Source organism: Agrococcus versicolor, assembly GCF_039531815.1.
Lineage (GTDB): Bacteria > Actinomycetota > Actinomycetes > Actinomycetales > Microbacteriaceae > Agrococcus > Agrococcus versicolor.
Genome location: NZ_BAAAQT010000008.1, coordinates 235,926 through 254,217, shown reverse-complemented (window position 1 = coordinate 254,217; position 18,292 = coordinate 235,926). Strand labels below are relative to the sequence as shown.

Below are 18,292 nucleotides of genomic sequence, written 5' to 3'. Positions count from 1 at the left end.
CGCGATCCCCGAGGGGGGCCAGCGATCCCCTAACGGGAGCGCTCGCGTCGGCGTGTCGCGGCGTGTCGGACCTACGCTGAGCGAGATTCACCTCTCGCGATGCCATGCCGACGTCGCTCGATCGAAGGCGCCCCATGGCCACCGCATCCGTCACCCGTCCCCGTCGCGTCCTGCACGCGCTGCTCGCGGGCGTCGTCGCCGCGACCACCGCGCTGACGGGCGCGCTCGTCGCCCCCGCGGCACCGGCCGACGCTGCCGCAGGCCCTGCCGCGGCTCCGCAGGCCGACCCCGCCATCGTGCCGCCGACCGCGCCGAGGAACGTGGCGATCGCGACGCTGCGGGACGGCGGTGTGCGGGTCACCTGGCAGGAGCCCGCCGACTGGGGCACCGGTACCGAGCGCAGCTACACCCTGCAGTGGCAGGGCGTGAGGACCACCTCCAGCACGACCCAGGTCGTGTTCGAGCCGACGGTCTTCCAGGTGGGCGTGACCTACTCGATCGTCGTCTCGACCTACACGACCCAGGGCGCCGGTTCGGCGGCACCGGTGCAGTACACGCGCACCGGCCGGCCCCAGGCTCCGACGGCCGTGACGGCCGTCCCGGGCGGCCCCGGCACCGTCGCGCTCGACTGGGCGGCCCCCGTGAACACCGGCGGCCTTCCCATCACGCGATACGACGTCTTCCAGCGGCAGGTGGGATCGGGTGCATGGGTCCCCGGCCCCTCCGGCATCGCGCCGACGCAGCGAGGTGCCTTCGTGACCGGGCTCACGGTGGGCGTCGAGTACGAGTTCAAGGTCGTCGCCAGCAACTCGGTCGGCGAGGGGTCGGATAGCGGGACCGCCCGCGTCGTCGTCATCGACGTGCCGCGCCCGCCGACGATCCAGAGCTACGTCGTGGGTGACGGTCGCGTCGACCTCACGTGGGAGGCGTCTCCCGGCGCCGCCTCGTATGCGGTCGAGGTCAACCAGGGTGGCAGCGGCTACGTGGAGTGGCCGTCGACGATCTCCGGCACCTCGGGGTTCATCACGGGTCTCGCCAACGGCACCTTCTACGACGTCCGCATCGGCGCGATCAACGCTGCGGGCCGCTCGGCCTCGACCTCCGTGCGGGTGCAGCCGATCGCCCCCGAGGTGCCGGACGCCCCGCAGTCGCTGCAGGCGACGCTCGCAGGTCCCGAGCGGGTGCTGCTGCAGTGGCAGGCGCCGGCGAGCGACGGCCGCTCGCAGATCACCTCGTACGTCGTCCAGCGCTTCGTGCAGGGTGTGGGATGGACCGGCATCGGCCAGCCGTCCGGCCTGTCGCTCGAGGTCGGCCAGGAGGCGGGCACCACGGTCCAGTACCGCGTCACCGCGGTCAACGCCGTCGGGGAGGGCTCGCCGAGCGGCAGCGTCTCGATCGCGGCGGTCCTCGTGCCGGCTGCGCCGCAGGGTGTCGTCGCGACGCGAGGCGACGGCTCGGTCGCGCTCTCGTGGAGCGCCGTGCCCTCGAGCGCCGAGGCACCGGTCGACGGCTACGTCGTCGAGCAGCGCATCCCGGGCGGCCCGTGGGGCGCGTCGACGAACGTCGCGATCGACGGCACGACCGCTCGCATCACCGGCCTCGTCAACGGGACGACGCTCGAGCTCCGCGTCCTGGCGGTCAACGCCGCCGGTCGAGGCGCGGCGAGCGCCGCCGTGACGGCGACGCCCGCGACGGTGCCCGGCGTGCCGCTCGCGCTCCAGGCCTCGGTGGGAGGCCCCGGGGTCGTGCTGCTGCAGTGGCAGGCGCCGACGAGCGATGGCGGCGCCGCCCTCGACGTGTACACCGTCGAGCGACGATTCGCAGGCGAGTCGACCTGGCGCATCTGGACCATCACGGGCGGCACGTCCGTGCGGCTCGGCCAGGAGGTGGGCGAGGCGCTCGAGTACCGCGTCTACGCGCGGAACGACGTGGGTGCCGGGCAGCCCACGGGAGCCGTGACGTTCATCGCCATCACGACGCCGGCGGCCCCGCAGGACGTCGTCGCGACCGGAGGCGACGCCAGCGTGACGCTCACCTGGAGCGCCGTGCCGTCGACCGCCGCGGCACCCGTCGACGGCTACGTCGTCGAGCAGCGCATCGGCGACGGCGAGTGGGCCGCGCCGACGTCGGTCGCCATCGTGGGCACCTCGGCGGCGATCACCGGCCTCGCGAACGGCACCGCGATCGAGCTCCGCGTCGTCGCGGTCAACGCAGCCGGCCGCGGCCCGGACGGCGCGACCGTCACGGCGACGCCGGCGACGGTGCCCGGAGCGCCCACCGGGCTCGTCGCGGTCGCGGGCGCCGGCCAGGTGACGCTGACGTGGACGGCTCCGGAGGCCGACGGCGGCGCCGTCGTCTCGGGCTACGTCGTGCAGCGACTCGTCGACACGTCGTGGGTGGCGGCTGCGAGCACGTCGGTCGTCGGCACCTCCGCGACGGTCGGCGGGCTGACGAACGGCGTCGAGGTCGCGCTGCGCGTCGTCGCGGTCAACCGCGTCGGCGCCGGGGCCGCGAGCGGGTCGATCGCCGCGACGCCCTTCACGGTGCCGGATGCCGTGACGGGCCTGCAGTCGACGCCTGCATCCACCACGGTGTCGCTCACGTGGGTCGCCCCCGCGTTCGATGGCGGCTCCGCCATCACGGCGTACGTCGTCGAGCAGCGCATCGCAGGTGGCGACTGGGCCCCAGCTGCCGCGGTCGTGACCGGCACCTCGGCCGTCGTCTCGGGCCTGACGAACGGCGAGTCGTACGACCTCCGCGTCGTGCCCGTGAACGCCGCCGGCCGGGGTGCCGTCGGCGCCACGGTGTCGGAGACGCCGTACACGGTGCCCGACGCGCCGACCGGCCTGCGCGCCACGGCTCAGGACGAAGCCCTCTCGGTCGCATGGACCGCGCCCGCCTTCGACGGCGGCGCCGACGTCGAGCGGTACGTGCTCGAGATCCGCGCCGTCGGCGCTACGGACTGGACGGCGGTGCTCGCCGACGACGTCGACGGCACCACCGCCCTCGTCTCGGGCCTCGTCAACGGCCAGGCGTACGAGCTGCGGGTCTCGGCTGTGAATGCGGCGGGCGCCGGCATCCCCTCGGACGCCATCACCGCCGTGCCGATCACCGTGCCCGGCGCTCCGACGGGGCTCGCCGCGACGCCCGGCGACGAGCAGGCGACGCTCGCCTGGGTCGCTCCGGCGGTCACGGGCGGCGCGACGATCGACGGCTACGTCGTCGAGCGGCTCGTCGACGGCGAGTGGATCGCGGCAGCCGCGACGATCGACGGCACGACCGCGGTCGTGACGGGTCTCGAGAACGGCGACGTCGCGAGCCTTCGGGTCGCGGCCGTGAACGCGGCGGGCACGGGTGCGCGCAGCGCCACCGTCGAGGTCTCGCCCTTCACGACGTCCGATGCGCCCATGGGTCTCGTCGCCCTGGCGAGCGACGGGCAGATCGTCGTCTCGTGGCAGGCGCCGACGTCCCTCGGCGGCCGTGACCTGCTCGGCTACGTCGTGCAGCAGCGCGTCGATGGCGAGTGGACGGTCGTCGCGACGACCACCACCGCCACCACCGTGACGCTCACGGCGCTGCCGAACGGCGTCGCGGTCGAGCTGCGCGTCGCGGCAGTGACCGCGGATGCGGGTGCCGGGGCCTTCACGGCACCCGTCGCCGCCACGCCGTTCGCGTTCGCGCCGACCGTCGTCGGCCCGACGGGTGCGCCGCTCGCCGGTGCCACGCTGCGCGGCGGCGACGTCGTGACGGTCACCGCCCAGGGCCTGCCGACCGGCGCGCGCGTCGTCGTCGAGCTGCGCTCGACGCCGGTCGAGCTCGCCTCCGTGCTCGTCGGCGCCGACGGCGTCCTGCGGGTGCAGGCGCGCATCCCGGCCGATGCGACCGTCGGCGCGCATGAGCTCGTCGTGCTGCTGACGGGGGAGGACCTCGTGTTCGCGCCGTCGGTCACGGCGTTCGCGATCGAGGCCACGCCCGTCGCGCCGACGCCCTCGGCCCCGGCGCCGACGGCGGGTGGCTCGTCCTCCGGTGGCTCGTCGCACGGCGGCCCGTCGTCCGGCACCGCGACCCTGCCCCGCACGGGTGCGGAGGGGCTGCTGCCGATGCTGCTGCTCGCGTTCGCGCTGCTCGGCGCGGGCGTCGCGGTGCGACGTCGCACGGCGGTGCGCGAGCGCTGATCCGAGCGCGACCGACGGCGGCGGCCGACCCTCGGGTCTGTCGCCGTCGTCATGCGACTGAACGTCGCGAAGTTCGGTGTCCGATCCGCTAGGTGCGCGGCACGGGGTACGTCTATGGTGAGTCTGACTCATCTCTCGTAGCGGCCCGTTCGGCGCTCCTCTCGAAGGCACCCGATGGCATCCGCATCGCTCGCATCCGTCCGCCGTCCCCTGCGTGCAGCGCTCGCCGGCATCCTCGCCGCGACCGTCGCCCTCGGCGGCCTGCTCCTCGCCCCCGCGCCCGCGGCGCAGGCCGCAGGCACCGTCGACCAGGTCAACGAGCCGTCGGGCGTCGAGACCCACGCAATCACTGCGCAGTCGGGCGACTTCTTCACCTTCACCGCGGGCCGCACCGGCCTCCTCGATGCGCTGGACCTGTACGTCGCGGCCGCGCTGGACAGGCCCACGCTCACGGCGGCCGTCTTCGACTCCGCCGGCGCGACGGTGTCGAGCGGCGCCACGATCGTGCCGAGCGTCGGATGGGCGTCCCTGCGCTTCGCGGAGAAGGGTCTCGTGACCGCCGGTCAGACGTACGTCGTCCGGATCGAGAACCAGAGCAGCGCCGGCACGCTCGTCTTCCCCCTCAACGACGGCTACCCGGGAGGCTCGTTGGACGCCTCCGGAGGCGACCTCGCGTTCCGCACCTACGTCGACGACACCGACACCGTCGCACTGCCGCAGATCCTCGGCACGCTGCCCGACGGCGTGCTCGGGCGTCCGTACTCGGCCGCCCTCACGCTCCAGGGCACGCCGCAGCCGGGGGTGCAGGACTTCACGGGCACGCTGCCTCCCGGGCTCACGCTCTCGTGGATCGGCACGCTCGAGGGCACCCCGACGCAGATGGGCACGTTCGAGTTCTCCGTGCAGGCGTCGAGCACCGCCGGGTCCGTCACCCGCGCGTTCACCGTGACGATCGCCGACCCGCTGCCGTCGGAGCCGCAGGACCTGCGCTTCGAGTACCGGAACGGCTTCGTCGTCGTCGACTGGAGCCCGCCGCTCTCGATGGGCACGGGCACGTTCGAGCACTACGAGGTGTCGACGAGCCTCGACGTCCCCGTCGCGCGCACGACCGAGTCCGGGCTCGCCTACGAGCTCGGCCTCGGCGAGAGCGCGGACTTCTCCGTGCGCGTCGTCACGAGCGAGGGCACCGGCCCGGCCGGGTCGGCGACCGCCACGTACATCGTCGCCCCGTCGCGACCGCTCGACGTCACCGCCGTGCCGCAGGGCGATCGCACGATCGCGCTCGCCTGGAGCCCGCCCGCCGATCTCGGCGGCTCGCCCGTGCTGTCGTACGTCGTCGAGCGCCAGGTCGACCAGGAGCCGTGGACGCCGGTGCCCGCGAGCGCCATCGACGGCACGACCGCACGCATCTCGGGGCTGACCGAGAACTCGTACCACCAGTTCCGCGTCGCTGCCGTGACGGCCGCCGGGCAGGGCGCGTTCAGCGCGCTCGTCTCTGCACGTCCCAGCACCTTCGCGGCGGCTCCGACGCTCCTCGGGGCGTCGTCGGGCGATGCGCGGATCTCGATCTCCTTCCAGACGCGGCTGTTCGACGGCGGCTCGGCCATCACGAGCTACCGGGTGGAGCGCTTCGTCGACGGCGCCTGGATGACGATCGGCGAGGCATCCCCGACCGGAGACCCGGCCACCGTCGACCTCCTCGGCCTCGTGAACGGCGAGAGCCATCGCCTCCGCGTCGTCGCCGTGAACGCGGCCGGCGCCGGACCCGCCTCGAGCGAGGTCTCGTTCGTGCCGAGCCGCGTCGCCGCTGCGCCCGGCTCGTTCACCGCCGTGCCCGGCGACGGTCGCGTCGACGTGTCATGGACCGCTCCGGCCGACGGCGGCGCCGCGATCACGTCGTACGTGCTCGAGCAGCGCCCGGCAGGCGGCGAGTGGACGCCGGTCGACGCGTCGCGTGTGGTGAGCACCACCGCATCCCTCGTGGGGCTCGCGAACGGCACGGCCGTCGAGGTGCGGGTCGCAGCGATCAACGTGCGCGGGCAGGGTCCGTGGGCGACCGTGTCGGCGGCGCCCCGCACGGTGCCCGGGGCGCCGACCGCGGTCGCGGCGACGCCCGGCGACGGCACCGCTTCGCTCTCGTGGACGGCCCCGGCGAGCGACGGCGGCGACGCCGTCACCGGCTACGTCGTGCAGCAGCGGGTCGCGGGGGGCGCGTGGATCGCATCCGTCACCGCCCAGCTGGGTGCGGGCACGGCGACCGTCACGGGTCTCACGAACGGCGTGGCCGTCGAGGTGCGCGTCGCGGCCGTGAACGCGGCCGGCACCGGCGCGTGGAGCGAGGCGGCGTCCGTGACGCCGCGCACCGTGCCGGGTGCGCCCACCGGCCTCACCGCCCAGGCGCGCGACGCCTCCGTGTCCCTCTCGTGGGCCCTGCCCGCATCCGACGGCGGGGCCGCGATCGACGCCTGGCGCATCGAGGCGAGCGCCGACGGTGGCGAGTGGGAGACGGTCGACGCGACGGTGCTCGCCGGCCGCAGCACGCTCGTCGAGGATCTGACGAACGGCGTCTCGTACGCCTTCCGCGTCACGGCAGGCAACGTGGCGGGCTTCGGCTCGCCGAGCGGCATCGCATCCGCGACGCCGTTCACGCTGCCCGAGGCGCCGACGTCGCTCGTCGCGACGCCCGGTGCGGCATCGATGCAGCTCTCCTGGGCCGCACCGGCCGTCGACGGCGGCGCCGACGTCACCTCCTACGCCATCGAGCTGCGCGCCGAGGGCTCCGAGGAGTGGATCGTGTCGAACGCGGTGGTGCTCACGGGCACCATGGCGAGCGTCTCGGGTCTCGAGAACGGCGTCACGTACGATCTGCGCGTCGCCGCGATCAACGCCGCAGGCCGTGGCCCGTGGGTGCAGGCATCCGCGACGCCGCGCACCGTGCCGGACGCCCCGGTGGACGTGGTGGCATCGCCGCGCTCAGGCGGCATGGCCGTGACGTGGGAGGCGCCTGCGTTCGACGGCGGTGCCGACCTCGACGGCTACGTGTTGCAGGTCAGCCGCGCGGGCGAGCGCAACGAGCTCGAGGAGCCCATCTGGGTCACGCCCGAGCAGGTGACCTTCACCGGTGCATCCGCCATCGTCGACGGGCTCGAGGACGGTGTGGGCTACAGCGTGCGCGTCGCCGCGGTGAACGTCGCCGGCCCGGGTGCCTGGAGCGAGGCCGCGAGCACGACGCCGCGATCGCTGCCCGGCGCGCCCGTCGACCTCTCCGCGTTCGCCAGCAGCGGCCGCGTGCAGCTGACATGGCTGCCGCCGCTGTCCGACGGCGGCGCTCCGATCGAGCGCTGGGTCATCGAGCACCGCGTCGTCGGCGACGACGCATGGACGGTGCCTGCCGAGACCGAGGGCACGCAGAACCTCGTGACGGTGCTGGGTCTCGACGACGGCACGACGTACGAGTTCCGGGTCGCCGCGGTGAACGCCGCCGGCACGGGTGCGTTCAGCGCGGCGGTGTCGGCGACGCCGACCGGTCTCGCGACGGCGGTGCAGGCGCTGGTCGCGACGCCCGGCGACGGCAGCGTGCAGCTGTCGTGGGAGGCGCCGGAGTGGAACGGCGGCACGCCGATGCTCGCCTACGACGTGCGCGTCACCACGCCGGACGGCGAGCCCGTGCTCGCCCTCATCACGGTCGACGGCATGAGCGCGGTCGTCTCGGGGCTCGAGAACGGCTCGCCGATCGTGCTCACCGTCGTCGCCGTGAACGTGAACGGCCCCGGTGCTGGCGCGAGCGTCGCCACGACGCCCTTCGTCTTCGTGCCGACGATCCTCGGACCCGACGGCACCGACCTCGCGGGCTCGACCCTGCGAGCGGGCGACGAGATCCTCGTCCGCGCCTCCGACCTGCCCGTCGGTGCCGAGGCGATCGTCGAGCTGCACTCGACGCCGATCGAGCTCGGCCGTGGCCTCGTGGACGCCGATGGAGAGCTGTCGCTCGTCGTGACCATCCCCGAGGGCGTGCCCGCGGGTGAGCACGAGGTCGTCGTGCGCCTGGTGGATGCGGGCGCCGACGTGGTGCCCATCCGCGTGCCGGTGACGATCGCCGCGCCGATCGTGACGCCGCCCGTGGTCGACCCGCCCGTGGTGACGCCTCCGGTGGTCACGCCGCCGGTGGTCGCGCCTCCGGTGGTCGTCGCTCCCGCGCCTGGTGCGGCCGGCTCGGGTGCGGCGCCGGTCGCGCCGTCGCCGTCGGCCGGCTCGGCGGGCGGTGCGGGGCACCTGCCGCGCACGGGGTTCGACGCGCTGCTGCCGATGCTGCTGCTCGGCGCGGCGCTCCTGCTGGTCGGCGTCGCGGCACGCAGACGCCCGGTCGCGCGCTGACGCGACGAGGCCCCGCTGGATCAGGAGATCCGGCGGGGCCTCGCCCATCCGACGACCTGCTGGGTCAGCGCGCGAGGAAGTCGATCAGCGCGCGATTGAACTCGCTCGCGTGCGACACGTTGAGTCCGTGCGGGGCACCGGGCACGAGCACGAGCTCGCTGTGCGCGATGGCCGCGTGGGTGCGCGCGCCGGAGCCCTCGAACGGCACGATGCCATCGGCGTCGCCGTGGATGACGAGCGTCGGCACGGTCACCTTCGGCAGGTCGTCGCGGAAGTCCGTCAGCCCGAACGACTGCATCGCCTCGAGCATCGCGAGCTTGTCGGCCTGCTGGCCGAGGGCGATGGCCTCCTGCCGCTGCGCCTCGGTCACGAGCACGGTGCCGTCGGCGTTCGCCGAGAAGAACTGCGTCGTGAAGTCGTCGAGGAACCCGTCCTTATCGGCTGTCAGCTGCGCGGTCATCTTCCCCGCCTGCGCAGCGCTGAGCGGGCCGTCGGGGTCGTTCGGCGTCTGCATCATGTGCGGCGGCACCGCGGCGGCGAACACGACGGAGCGCAGGCGCTCCTCGCCGTGGCGGGCGACGTAGCGAGCGACCTCGCCGCCGCCCATCGAGAAGCCGACGAGCGTGACGTCGCGCAGGTCGAGCGCGTCGAGCAGCCCGGCGAGGTCGTCGGCGAGGGTGTCGTACCCATAGCCGGCCTTGGGCTTGTCGCTCTGGCCGAAGCCGCGGCGGTCGTACGTGATGACGCGGTGGCCGGCCTCGACGAGCGGCTGCACCTGCTCCTTCCAGGAGGCTCCGGACAGCGGCCATCCGTGGATGAGCACGACCGGACGGCCGGTGGCCGGTCCGTGCTCCTCGACGTGCACCTGCACGTCCTTGAGGCCGAGCATCCTGGTGTTGACGGAGATCTCCGACATCGTCTTCCCTTCGTGGGTCCGTGTCCTCGAGACCCACCGTCGCAGGCCGTGCGCGGCGGCGCAGGTGGGTGAGATGCGTGCGCGCGTTCGCTATCGTGCGCGGTCGGTTCTTGGTCGGTGCGCGGTCGGTGCGCGGTCGGTGCGCGGCCGCTAGTGGGCCGGTGCGCGGCCGGAGAAGTCAGGTCAGAGCGTCGGCGGCCACGTGACCGCCGGATCCACGCTCCAGCGACACGCCACCCGCACATTCCACCCGACGCCTCGCTCACGCGTGGATGCGGCGGTGGACGAGCTCGGGGCGAGCAATTGACCGGTGGACAGCGGCCGGATCCACACTTCAGCGAAGCGCTAGCCGTGCATTCCATCCGGCACCTCGCTCACGCGTGGATGCGGCGGTGGACGAGCTCGGGGCGAGCGCCTGCCCGGTGGAGGACCGCCGGATCCACGCTTCAGCGAAGCGCCAACCGCGCATTCCACCCGACGACTCGCTCAGGCGTGGATGCGGCGGTACCGGCTCGGGGCGAGCGCCTGCCCGGTGGACAACCGCGGGATCCACGCTCCAGCGAAGCGCCAGCCGCACCATCCATCTCGCTCCTCGTAGAGGCGTGGATGCGGCGATAGGCGGGTTCGGGGCGAGCGCCTGCCCGGTGGACAACCGTGGGATCCACGCTCCAGCGAAGCGCCAGCCGCGCATTCCGCCCGACACCCCGCTCACGCGTGGATCGGGCGGCCGGTGTGGCCGAAGGGCGTGATCGCCCAGTGCTCAGCGCCGGGATCACGGCCCAGCGCCCCGCCGCTCGCACCATCCATCCGCCGCCCGGCTCACGCTCCAGCGGACCGCCGGCCGCACCATCCATCCGGCGCGCCGCTCAACCGTGGATGCGGCGGTCCGGGAGGAGGAGACGACACCGGCGCATCCTCCGGACACGAAAGCGGGGCGAGCCCGAAGGCCCGCCCCGCATCCATCCGTGCTCCGCTTGCGCGGACCCGGTCACTCGAGCTTGAGCGCCTTCGTCGGCTCGGCCGTGCCCTCGCGGTACGAGCGGCGGCGGGCGGCGCGGGCGATGAGGAAGAGGATCGTGCCGACCACGATGTAGGCGCCGGCGATGAGCCACGTCTGCGCCGACTGCTGCGTGAGCAGCGCCACCGAGGCGATGAGCGCGAGGATCGAGACGATCTTCGGCGCCGTGAAGTGCTTGTGCGACACCTTGTCCTTCTTGAGGACGAGCACCGACACGTTGGCCGAGATGAAGACGAGCACGAGCAGCAGCACGGTCGTGTCGGCGAGGGTGCCGACGTCGCCGACGAACGACATGGCCACGGTGACGAGGCCGACGGCGAGGATCGCGACCCACGGCGTCTTGCGGCCCGGGAGGACCTTGCCGAACACGGCGGGCAGCAGCTTCGCCTCGGCGAGGCCGTACGTGGCGCGCGATGCCATGACGAGGAACAGCAGGGCGCCGTTGCCGATCGCGACGAGCGCGATGATCGCGAAGAGCCACGGCGGGAACGAGAAGCCGGAGGCGGTGATGACCTCGAGCAGCGGACCCTCGGAGTTCGCGAGCTGCTCCGTCGGCACCACGATGCCCGCACCGATCGCGATGGCGAGGTAGACGACGGCAGCGGTGAGGATGGCGCCGAACAGCGCGCGTGGGTACGAGCGCGACGGGTCCTTGACCTCCTCGGCCATGTTCGCGGCGGCTTCGAAGCCGAGGAACGAGAAGAACGCGGTGATGGTGGCAGCGAAGGCGCCGGTGAGCGGCGGGATGTCCTCCGCGAAGGTCGTGATGCGCTCCGGGTTGCCGCCGCCGCCGCCGATGACGAGGGCCGCGATGGCGATGATGATGATGAGGCCGGTCATCTCGATGAGCGTCGCGCCGACGTTGGCGATGAGCGACTCGCGCACGCCGCGGATGTTGATGATGACGAGCAGCGCGATGAAGAAGATCGTGACGGGGATCGTCGGGACGTTCGGCACGAGCGCCTCGAGGTAGTCGCCGGCGAACGCGTTCGCGAGCGCTGCGGAGGTCGTGATGCCCGACGACAGCATGAGGAAGCCGATGAGGAAGGTCACGTACGGCTTCTTGAACGCGCGCTCCGCGAAGCGGGCGGCGCCACCGGCGTGCGGGTACTTCGTGATGAGCTCGGCGTACGTGCCGGCGGTGAGCAGCGCGAGCGTGAGGGCGAGGAGCAGCGGGATCCACAGCGCTCCGCCGACGTCCTGCGCGAGCGTGCCCACGAGCGTGTAGATGCCGGCACCGAGGGTGTCGCCGACGATGAAGAAGAAGAGCAGGAGGGTCGTGATGCCCTTCTTGAGCTTGGTTCCGGAGTCGGCTTCGACGGTGCGTGCCGCGGGTGCGTCGGTCATAGCCGATCACGATGCCACGGATTGGCGATTGGTAGTTGCTATTCGCGACGAGTTGCGCAGATATGTGTGGCGTGGCAGGGCGGGGTTCTCGGCCTAGGGCGAGAGTCGGTGTCGCATCCTTGCAAGGAACGGACCGAGAACGCGCGTGCAGAACAGGCTGCCGGGCTCGTCCTTCGCGGATGCGCGTGGTCGGACGCGCCCTGGCTCCGCGAATGGCCATGGGGTCGGCCGACATGGCGCGGGCCGACCGCTCCGAGCTGGGGCGAGGGTCTTCGTCCGCTGCGTTGGGGAGGTGTCGTCGCTCCGACGTTGCGCGCAACGCCCTTCACTGAGCCTTCGTCATCGTTCGCCACCTCAAGTTGACGATCTCGCGTGATCCGCCGGCCTTGCGCCGTCCCATCTGGGCAACGTCGAATATAAGACGGAAAATTCGACAGAACGGATCCCATGATGCTGATGAAGACCATCGCTCTCGCCGCGTCAGGCGTCCTCGCGCTGACGGGCGGAGCCCTGATGCTCCCGCAGGCCGACGCCGCCCTGAGCCCAACCACCGCCGCCGAGCTCGAGCAGCTCTTCGTCGACCATGATGTTCCGCAGCATCAGTGGCAAGGATTGCTCGATGCCGTGGAGGCAGGCGTCCCGGTCGGCGCTCAGACCGACCAGCCGCCGGTATCGACCGAGTCGTACGCGCGAGGCGCGATGGAAGGCACCATCTCTCGTTGGGCGGACGGCTCGTTCGCGACCTCTCTCGAGGAAGTGCCGGTCGAGGTGCAGCCAGGCCAGGTGATGGCGCGTGCTGTTGCTGGATGCGTCCGCTACACGTCTGCGGGTGCGACGAGCTCGACAGGCTGCATGGTCTCCGAGACGGTGTTCAATCTCACTACCTCGTTCCAGGCCAACTACTGGCAGTCGGTGAGCCAGGCTCGCATCACGCGTGCGTGGAACTACAACGCGTCGTGCATCGGCTGCTCGTGGACGTTCGAGCATTTGCGCATCACGAAGGGCACCGGCTTCTCCAATTCGCGCCCGTCCACTGCCGAGCTCGTGCTGATGGTCACGATGTTCGGGAGCAATTCGCGGACGTGGCTGCAGCTGTCGGTCGGACCGACGGCCGTGAGCACGCAGAAGAACTATTGATCGGGTCTGGCAGATGGGTCCTTCTGGCGCCGTCCACTTCGCGATCTTCTACAGCGTCGTCGGCGCGATCCTCCTGGTCGCGGTGGTCGTCGTGGTGACGATCCTCGTGCGTCGGGTTCGCGGCAAGCGAGACGCAGCAGACGCTGCGCACAGTCGCCCGAACGAGCGTGGATGAGGAGGTGCTGCACGCTGGCTCTTCGTGCTGCCGCAGGAAGTCAGGGGCGATCGAGCATCGCGCTCGCCTCGTCGTGCCCTGCTGCGACCGTCGCAGATATGGCCTGCGGGCGCCGGTCTCACTACGAGCAACCCGGATCGTCGGGATAGGCGAGGCAGTCCCCGCGGGTCAGCACCGTCTGCACTTCGAACACCTGCACGCCTTCGGCTGGCGCGGCGAGGTCGAGCGAGCCGGGAACGGGTGTCCATCCCGCAGCGCTGCCGAGGTCGGCCTCGAAGGTGACGGCGACGGACGCCGTGTACTGGCCCCGCGCGCCGTAGGCATGGCTGGTCGATGTCTCGGCCCAGTCATCGCTCGCGCTTGACCAGCGCGCACCCCCGTCGGGCATCGTGACGATCGTCCCGTCGCCGTAGTCGAAGGTGAAGGCGGTCGGCCGCCACCGCACCTGCACGGGCTGGCCGAGCAGGGTGCCGTCCTGCACGTGCTCCGTCGCTGTCGCGACGAAGTTGGTTGGGATGCCGAGCACGCCCCATCCCTCGGGCTGCACGACGAGCTCGCCGACGGCGGGCGTGAAGCCGACGAGGTCGGAGATGGTGATCGGTGCGGGTGTAGTGACGGCTTCGCTTTGCGAAGAGCACGGAGATTCTCGTCGTGCGCAGCGGAGCGGACGCTGATTCGAGCGCAGGTCTGGGGTCGCTGATTCGGTTATGGCAACACTCGGTGTTTGAGCGGGCACCGCTTGGGTGGCGCACTGACTCGCGACGCCAAGGAACTGGTCGCCCCAACCCACACCTTGCTGACACGAGGCCGCGGCGACCGGAAGGCCACTCTGCGTCGGTACCAACGCAACGAGCAGGGCAACCACGATTAGGGCGCGCAAGAGACGGCTCCGTCCTCAGGGAACTCAGTTGCGAAGACGGTCCCCGCGCCGCCACGCCACCTGATCTCGAAGGTCACGACACGGACCTCAACATCGCCGCCAGTAACGGGGTCCCCCGCGCCGTCAACGACCCGATTCTCGCTTGTGTCCAAGCAGCCGGTCAGTGACACCAAGGCGTCCTCGGCTGAAGTCATCTCGATTGAGGTCGCGTGGACCGCGAGCAGCTGAGACTCGCCCTCAAGCCTGTAGCCGCGATCGACGTATGACTCCACCTCCGCAACGATGTTGCTAACGATCTCCGGGGTAGCGATTTCCCCGAGTTCCTCGGGCACAAGAAGTTCTGTGAACGCCGCGTCGGTCAGGCGGACGAAGCGAGAAGCCGTCGCTTCGGCCCCTGCGATCGCACTAGCTTCACCGGCTGCACTTGCTTCAGGATCCGGCGAGGTCGAAGGAGGTGGCTCGGCCGTCGAACCTGGCTCGCATCCTGTCAGTGCCGCAAGAAGGCCGAGGCAGGCAGCGGTGATTGCTCTTCGAAAGTACGGTCGCGGCATGTGCGCGAGGTTAGGTGCCACAAGAAGACGCCTGCGCGGCTTCTCCACAAGGCATCGTGTCAGTGGTCGACGCGACACTGAGGATCGTTCAGGGAAGACGATCGAAGGAGACGCCATGACCGATCCGAACTACGCAGCGATGCTGCTGGTCATCGACCGCAGCGGCTCGATGGCGAGCATCCGCGACGAGATGGTCCAGGCGCTCGAGGCTGCGATCGCCGAGCAGAAGGAGGAGCCGGGGCTGCTCACCGTCGACGTCGTCACGTTCGACAACAGCATCGAGCATGCGGTCGTCCTCGGCGATCCTGAGACGGTGCGCATCCGGCTCGAGCCTCGTGGTGGCACCGCGCTGTACGACGCCGTCGGATTCGCGGTGCAGCAGTTCGGCGCGCAGCTCGCAGGCATGCCGGAGCACGCGCGGCCGTCGAGCGTGCAGGTGATCGTCGTGACGGATGGCATGGAGAACTCGAGCCAGGAGTGGTCGGCGGAGTCGGTCAAGGCTGCGGTCGAGCGTCAGCGCACCGAATTCGGCTGGGACTTCGTCTTCCTCGGCGCGAACCAGGATGCCGTGCTCACCGGGGCGCGCCTCGGGTTCGCGGGCGACGCCTCCATGACGTACGCGCCGGCCCCAGGAGCGGTCGGCACGCTCGGTGCCTCCATGAGCCGGTACATGTCCGACCTGCGCCGCGGCGAGCGTCGCGGGTTCGATGACGGCGAGCGTGACTCGGCTGCGGGCGCATAGATTGGGCGAGAGTCTGCGGTATTGAGAGGTCGAGGTTGATGGACTGGTACACGCTTCTCGAAAGGCCGAGGCTTCGGGTCTCCAGTCTCGAGATCGGAAGTGTCCCCAACACGCCGGGGCTCGACGTCTGGATGCGTGACGGCGAGGTCGTCTATCTGGGCAGCACCTCGAACCTCAGGGGCCGGGTGCGTACGCACCTCTCCACCTCGCTCGATCTCTCGCGCTCTGCGCTTCGTCGCCACGTGGGCGAACTCTTGCTGGGGATCCCGCACTCCGCGCTTCGAGATCGCGTGGCACCGCCCGCTGGGGCGCACGATGTCGACGTCGTCGCCTCGTGGCTCGCCGATTGTTCCCTTGGTTGGCTCGAGTGCGGCTCCCGCATGGAGGCCAGAGGCACGAAAGTCGAACTGCTCGAGATGTGGCTACCGGTGCTGCAGCGGAAGGCCAGTTCCTCCATGGACGAGGCCGACGTCCACAAGCGAACGCGGATGCCCGTCGAGTCGTGACGTAAGGTCGCGTCAGGAGGCGCCGCCATGCAGCCAGTCGCACACGTCGGGATCGATCTCGCCTGGGGCCTTCGTGGTCGGACCGGCATCGCGGCCGTCGACTCGAGTGGTGCCCTGACGGCATCCGACACGCTCAGCACCGACGACGAGATCGCCGCCTGGATCGAGCGCCATGCGCCACGAACCGGCGTCGTCGCCATGGATGCCCCGCTCGTCGTCGCGAACCCCGCAGGGTCGCGGCCGTGCGAGAAGCTCCTCCACGCCGTCTTCGGGCGGTTCGATGCCGGCGGCTACCCGTCCAACACCTCCAATCCGCACTTCGACCCGCCTCGCGCGTTGACGCTCGCGCGGCGGCTCGGGCTGTCGATCGATCCTGCGCTGCCGCACCGGGAGCACGTCGCGATCGAGGTGTACCCGCATCCCGCGATGATCGGCATCTTCGAGCTGGGCCGCACGCTCAAGTACAAGCGCAAGAAGCAGAGCGCCGAGCTGCAGCTCGCCGAGACTCGTCGACTCCTCGACCTCATGGAGGGCATCGCCGAGCTTCGTCTCGGGGACAGCCGGGACTGGGCCCGCATCCGAGAGGTCGTCGACGCATCGACGAGCCGCGGCGCGCTCGGGTCTGTCGAGGACGAGATCGATGGCATCTTCTGCGCGCATCTCGCCTGGCTCTGGGCGCAGCGTCCTTCGGCGCTCCAGGTCTACGGCGACGTCGAGACGGGATACATCGTCGCGCCGCCTCCGCCGACCTGGGCACCGACGGCGCGTCTGACCCAGCCGAGGCGCATCGGGGACGACGAGGAGACGCTGCCACCGGCAGGGTTGGAGGACACGATGACCGAGGATCAGCCCCGACGACACGCCTCGCATGTCTTCGTCACGCGCGGAAGCCTCCTGAGCTTCGCCTGCGATGCCTGGCTCCTGCCCAGCGACTTGCGGGGAGAGGTGACCGAGGCGTGGCGCATCCCCGACGTGCGACAGCGGGTGCGTCGATCCCTGACCGACGCCTACGAGAGCGGGGATCGCCTGGCGGTGCCGCTCGCGGCGCTGAAGGACGACGCCGAGCACGGTCCTCTGCCGATCCTGACGGCGGTGCCCTTCGCGGGCGTCACCGCGACCGGTGGCCCGGAGCACCTCGACCGAGCCGTTCGCGAGTTCATCGCCGTCGCGGCCGCGGCCGTGGGATCGAAGCCGTCGTCGACGTCCCGTCCCGTCCCGCTGCTCGCGATGCCCACGTTCGGGACGGGCGCCGGGGGCGGCGGCAGCATCCGGGGCGAGGTGCTCGCCATCATCCTTCGCGCCGCCTCGGTGGCTGCAGCGCAGCACGGCGTCGACGTCGCGATCGTCATCAAGGATGCCGCGACGTTCGCGCACGTGCAGATGGTGCGACGGCAGCTCGAAGGCGGCGAGCGCGACCCGTGGGCCTCGCTCTCCGAGGTGCAGCGCGACGCCATCCCAGAGCTCGCAGGGCTGGCACGTGCGGGGCGGCTCGTACCCTTCATGGGTGCGGGCGTCAGCGTCAGCGGCGGTGGTCCCACCTGGCGCGGCCTCATCGAGCGGCTCGCGCAGCGCGTGGGGCTCGGCACGGACGAGGTGGAGGCGATCCTCGAGCAGGGCCGCTCGCCGCTCGATCAGGCCGCCATCCTCGAGCATCGCTTCGCCGAGGCCGCGAGCGGCGAACGCGACGCGTTCCGCCAGGCGATCGCAGACGAGGCCAACCTCGATCGCTACGGACTCGCACCCGCCCTGCTCGCCACGCTGGCTCCGCCACAGGCGATCACCCTGAACTACGACGAGCTCTACGAGCGAGCCACAAAGGACATCGGCGGCGATCGAGTCGCGGTCATCTCCGACGGCCAGCTCGAGGCGGGCGCCTCCCGCTGGCTGCTGAAGCTCCATGGCAGCGTCGGCCGTCCCGAGTCCATCGTCCTGACCCGCGACGACTACCTCGGCTACAACGCGACACGCAGCGCGCTCTCGTCGATCGTCAAGGCGAACCTCATCACGCACCACCTCCTGTTCGTCGGCTTCGGCTTCACCGACGACCACTTCCACGAGATCGTCCACGACGTGCGCAGCGCGGTGCAGCGCTCCGATGGCGTTCCCTTCGCGACGGCACTGCAGCTGCGGGTCGATCCGCTCGACGCGCTGCTGCTCGGACGCACGGCTCGATCGATCGACATGGGGATCAGCCAGCTCGAGCAGGGGGAGGATGCGATCGCCTGGGCCGGTCGGCAGGTCGAGATCTTCCTCGACGCGCTCGTCGCCCACGCGGCCGACAGCCACGACTATCTGCTGCGGCCAGGCTTCGAGACGGCGCTCACGCCTGCGGACACGGCGTTGAAGTCGGCGCTGGAGGCGTTCATCGGCGCGGTCGACGACGTCGCGACGTCGTCACCCGCCTGGGCGGTGGTCGAGGAGATGCTTCGGAGGCTGGGAGACGAGTCGGCGCCCCGCTGACGAGGCGACCC

Annotated in this window: 10 protein-coding genes; 6 read left to right on the top strand and 4 right to left on the bottom strand. The window is 71.4% G+C overall.

Annotation, left to right across the window (positions count from 1 at the left end; genetic code table 11):
• Window positions 1-134: 134 nt before the first annotated feature.
• Together ABD249_RS13560 and ABD249_RS13555 are read left to right on the top strand one after the other, a co-directional pair.
• Entirely contained in the window at window positions 135-4,175 is a 4,041-nt protein-coding gene (locus tag ABD249_RS13560; protein ID WP_344344444.1) for a fibronectin type III domain-containing protein, read from the top strand.
• Window positions 4,176-4,349: 174 nt separating this feature from the next.
• Window positions 4,350-8,549 carry a fibronectin type III domain-containing protein gene (locus tag ABD249_RS13555; protein ID WP_344344442.1) on the top strand — a complete coding sequence of 1,400 codons (4,200 nt, stop codon included), beginning with the start codon at window positions 4,350-4,352 and terminating at the stop codon, window positions 8,547-8,549.
• Window positions 8,550-8,613: 64 nt separating this feature from the next.
• Here the strand turns inward: ABD249_RS13555 and ABD249_RS13550 are convergent, their stop codons facing one another.
• Window positions 8,614-9,465 (bottom strand): alpha/beta fold hydrolase, encoded by an 852-nt coding sequence (locus ABD249_RS13550; RefSeq protein ID WP_344344440.1) that lies wholly within the window; start codon window positions 9,463-9,465, stop codon window positions 8,614-8,616.
• A gap of 988 nt (window positions 9,466-10,453) precedes the next feature.
• Complete coding sequence (locus ABD249_RS13545; protein ID WP_344344438.1) at window positions 10,454-11,830, bottom strand: APC family permease; 1,377 nt, start codon at window positions 11,828-11,830, stop codon at window positions 10,454-10,456.
• A gap of 456 nt (window positions 11,831-12,286) precedes the next feature.
• On the opposite strand from ABD249_RS13545, the gene ABD249_RS13540 reads away from it, so the two are divergent.
• Complete coding sequence (locus ABD249_RS13540; RefSeq protein ID WP_344344437.1) at window positions 12,287-12,967, top strand: hypothetical protein; 681 nt, start codon at window positions 12,287-12,289, stop codon at window positions 12,965-12,967.
• A 296-nt stretch (window positions 12,968-13,263) separates the two neighbouring features.
• Here the strand turns inward: ABD249_RS13540 and ABD249_RS13535 are convergent, their stop codons facing one another.
• Both ABD249_RS13535 and ABD249_RS13530 read right to left on the bottom strand, forming a co-directional pair.
• Window positions 13,264-14,007: a hypothetical protein gene (locus ABD249_RS13535; RefSeq protein WP_344344435.1), complete on the bottom strand. Its 744-nt coding sequence runs from the start codon at window positions 14,005-14,007 to the stop codon at window positions 13,264-13,266.
• 2 nt (window positions 14,008-14,009) lie between these two features.
• Entirely contained in the window at window positions 14,010-14,573 is a 564-nt protein-coding gene (locus tag ABD249_RS13530; RefSeq protein ID WP_344344433.1) for a hypothetical protein, read from the bottom strand.
• A 115-nt stretch (window positions 14,574-14,688) separates the two neighbouring features.
• Here ABD249_RS13530 and ABD249_RS13525 point away from each other — a divergent pair, with 115 nt between their 5' ends.
• Genes ABD249_RS13525 through ABD249_RS13515 form a run of 3 tightly spaced genes read left to right on the top strand, consistent with a single transcriptional unit; the run spans window position 14,689 to window position 18,281 of the window.
• The gene (locus ABD249_RS13525; protein ID WP_344344431.1) at window positions 14,689-15,315 is read left to right on the top strand and encodes a VWA domain-containing protein; all 627 of its coding nucleotides are present in this window, start codon (window positions 14,689-14,691) and stop codon (window positions 15,313-15,315) included.
• A 38-nt stretch (window positions 15,316-15,353) separates the two neighbouring features.
• Complete coding sequence (locus ABD249_RS13520; RefSeq protein WP_344344429.1) at window positions 15,354-15,821, top strand: hypothetical protein; 468 nt, start codon at window positions 15,354-15,356, stop codon at window positions 15,819-15,821.
• A 27-nt stretch (window positions 15,822-15,848) separates the two neighbouring features.
• Window positions 15,849-18,281: a DUF429 domain-containing protein gene (locus ABD249_RS13515; RefSeq protein WP_344344427.1), complete on the top strand. Its 2,433-nt coding sequence runs from the start codon at window positions 15,849-15,851 to the stop codon at window positions 18,279-18,281.
• Window positions 18,282-18,292 lie beyond the last annotated feature (11 nt).

Excerpts from the sequence above, each read along its gene's own strand:
- ABD249_RS13560 (WP_344344444.1), top strand. The coding sequence starts at position 135 with ATGGCCACCGCATCCGTCACCCGTCCCCGTCGCGTCCTGCACGCGCTG.
- ABD249_RS13555 (WP_344344442.1), top strand. The coding sequence starts at position 4,350 with ATGGCATCCGCATCGCTCGCATCCGTCCGCCGTCCCCTGCGTGCAGCG.
- ABD249_RS13550 (WP_344344440.1), bottom strand. The coding sequence starts at position 9,465 with ATGTCGGAGATCTCCGTCAACACCAGGATGCTCGGCCTCAAGGACGTG.
- ABD249_RS13545 (WP_344344438.1), bottom strand. The coding sequence starts at position 11,830 with ATGACCGACGCACCCGCGGCACGCACCGTCGAAGCCGACTCCGGAACC.
- ABD249_RS13540 (WP_344344437.1), top strand. The coding sequence starts at position 12,287 with ATGAAGACCATCGCTCTCGCCGCGTCAGGCGTCCTCGCGCTGACGGGC.
- ABD249_RS13530 (WP_344344433.1), bottom strand. The coding sequence starts at position 14,573 with ATGCCGCGACCGTACTTTCGAAGAGCAATCACCGCTGCCTGCCTCGGC.
- ABD249_RS13525 (WP_344344431.1), top strand. The coding sequence starts at position 14,689 with ATGACCGATCCGAACTACGCAGCGATGCTGCTGGTCATCGACCGCAGC.
- ABD249_RS13520 (WP_344344429.1), top strand. The coding sequence starts at position 15,354 with ATGGACTGGTACACGCTTCTCGAAAGGCCGAGGCTTCGGGTCTCCAGT.
- ABD249_RS13515 (WP_344344427.1), top strand. The coding sequence starts at position 15,849 with ATGCAGCCAGTCGCACACGTCGGGATCGATCTCGCCTGGGGCCTTCGT.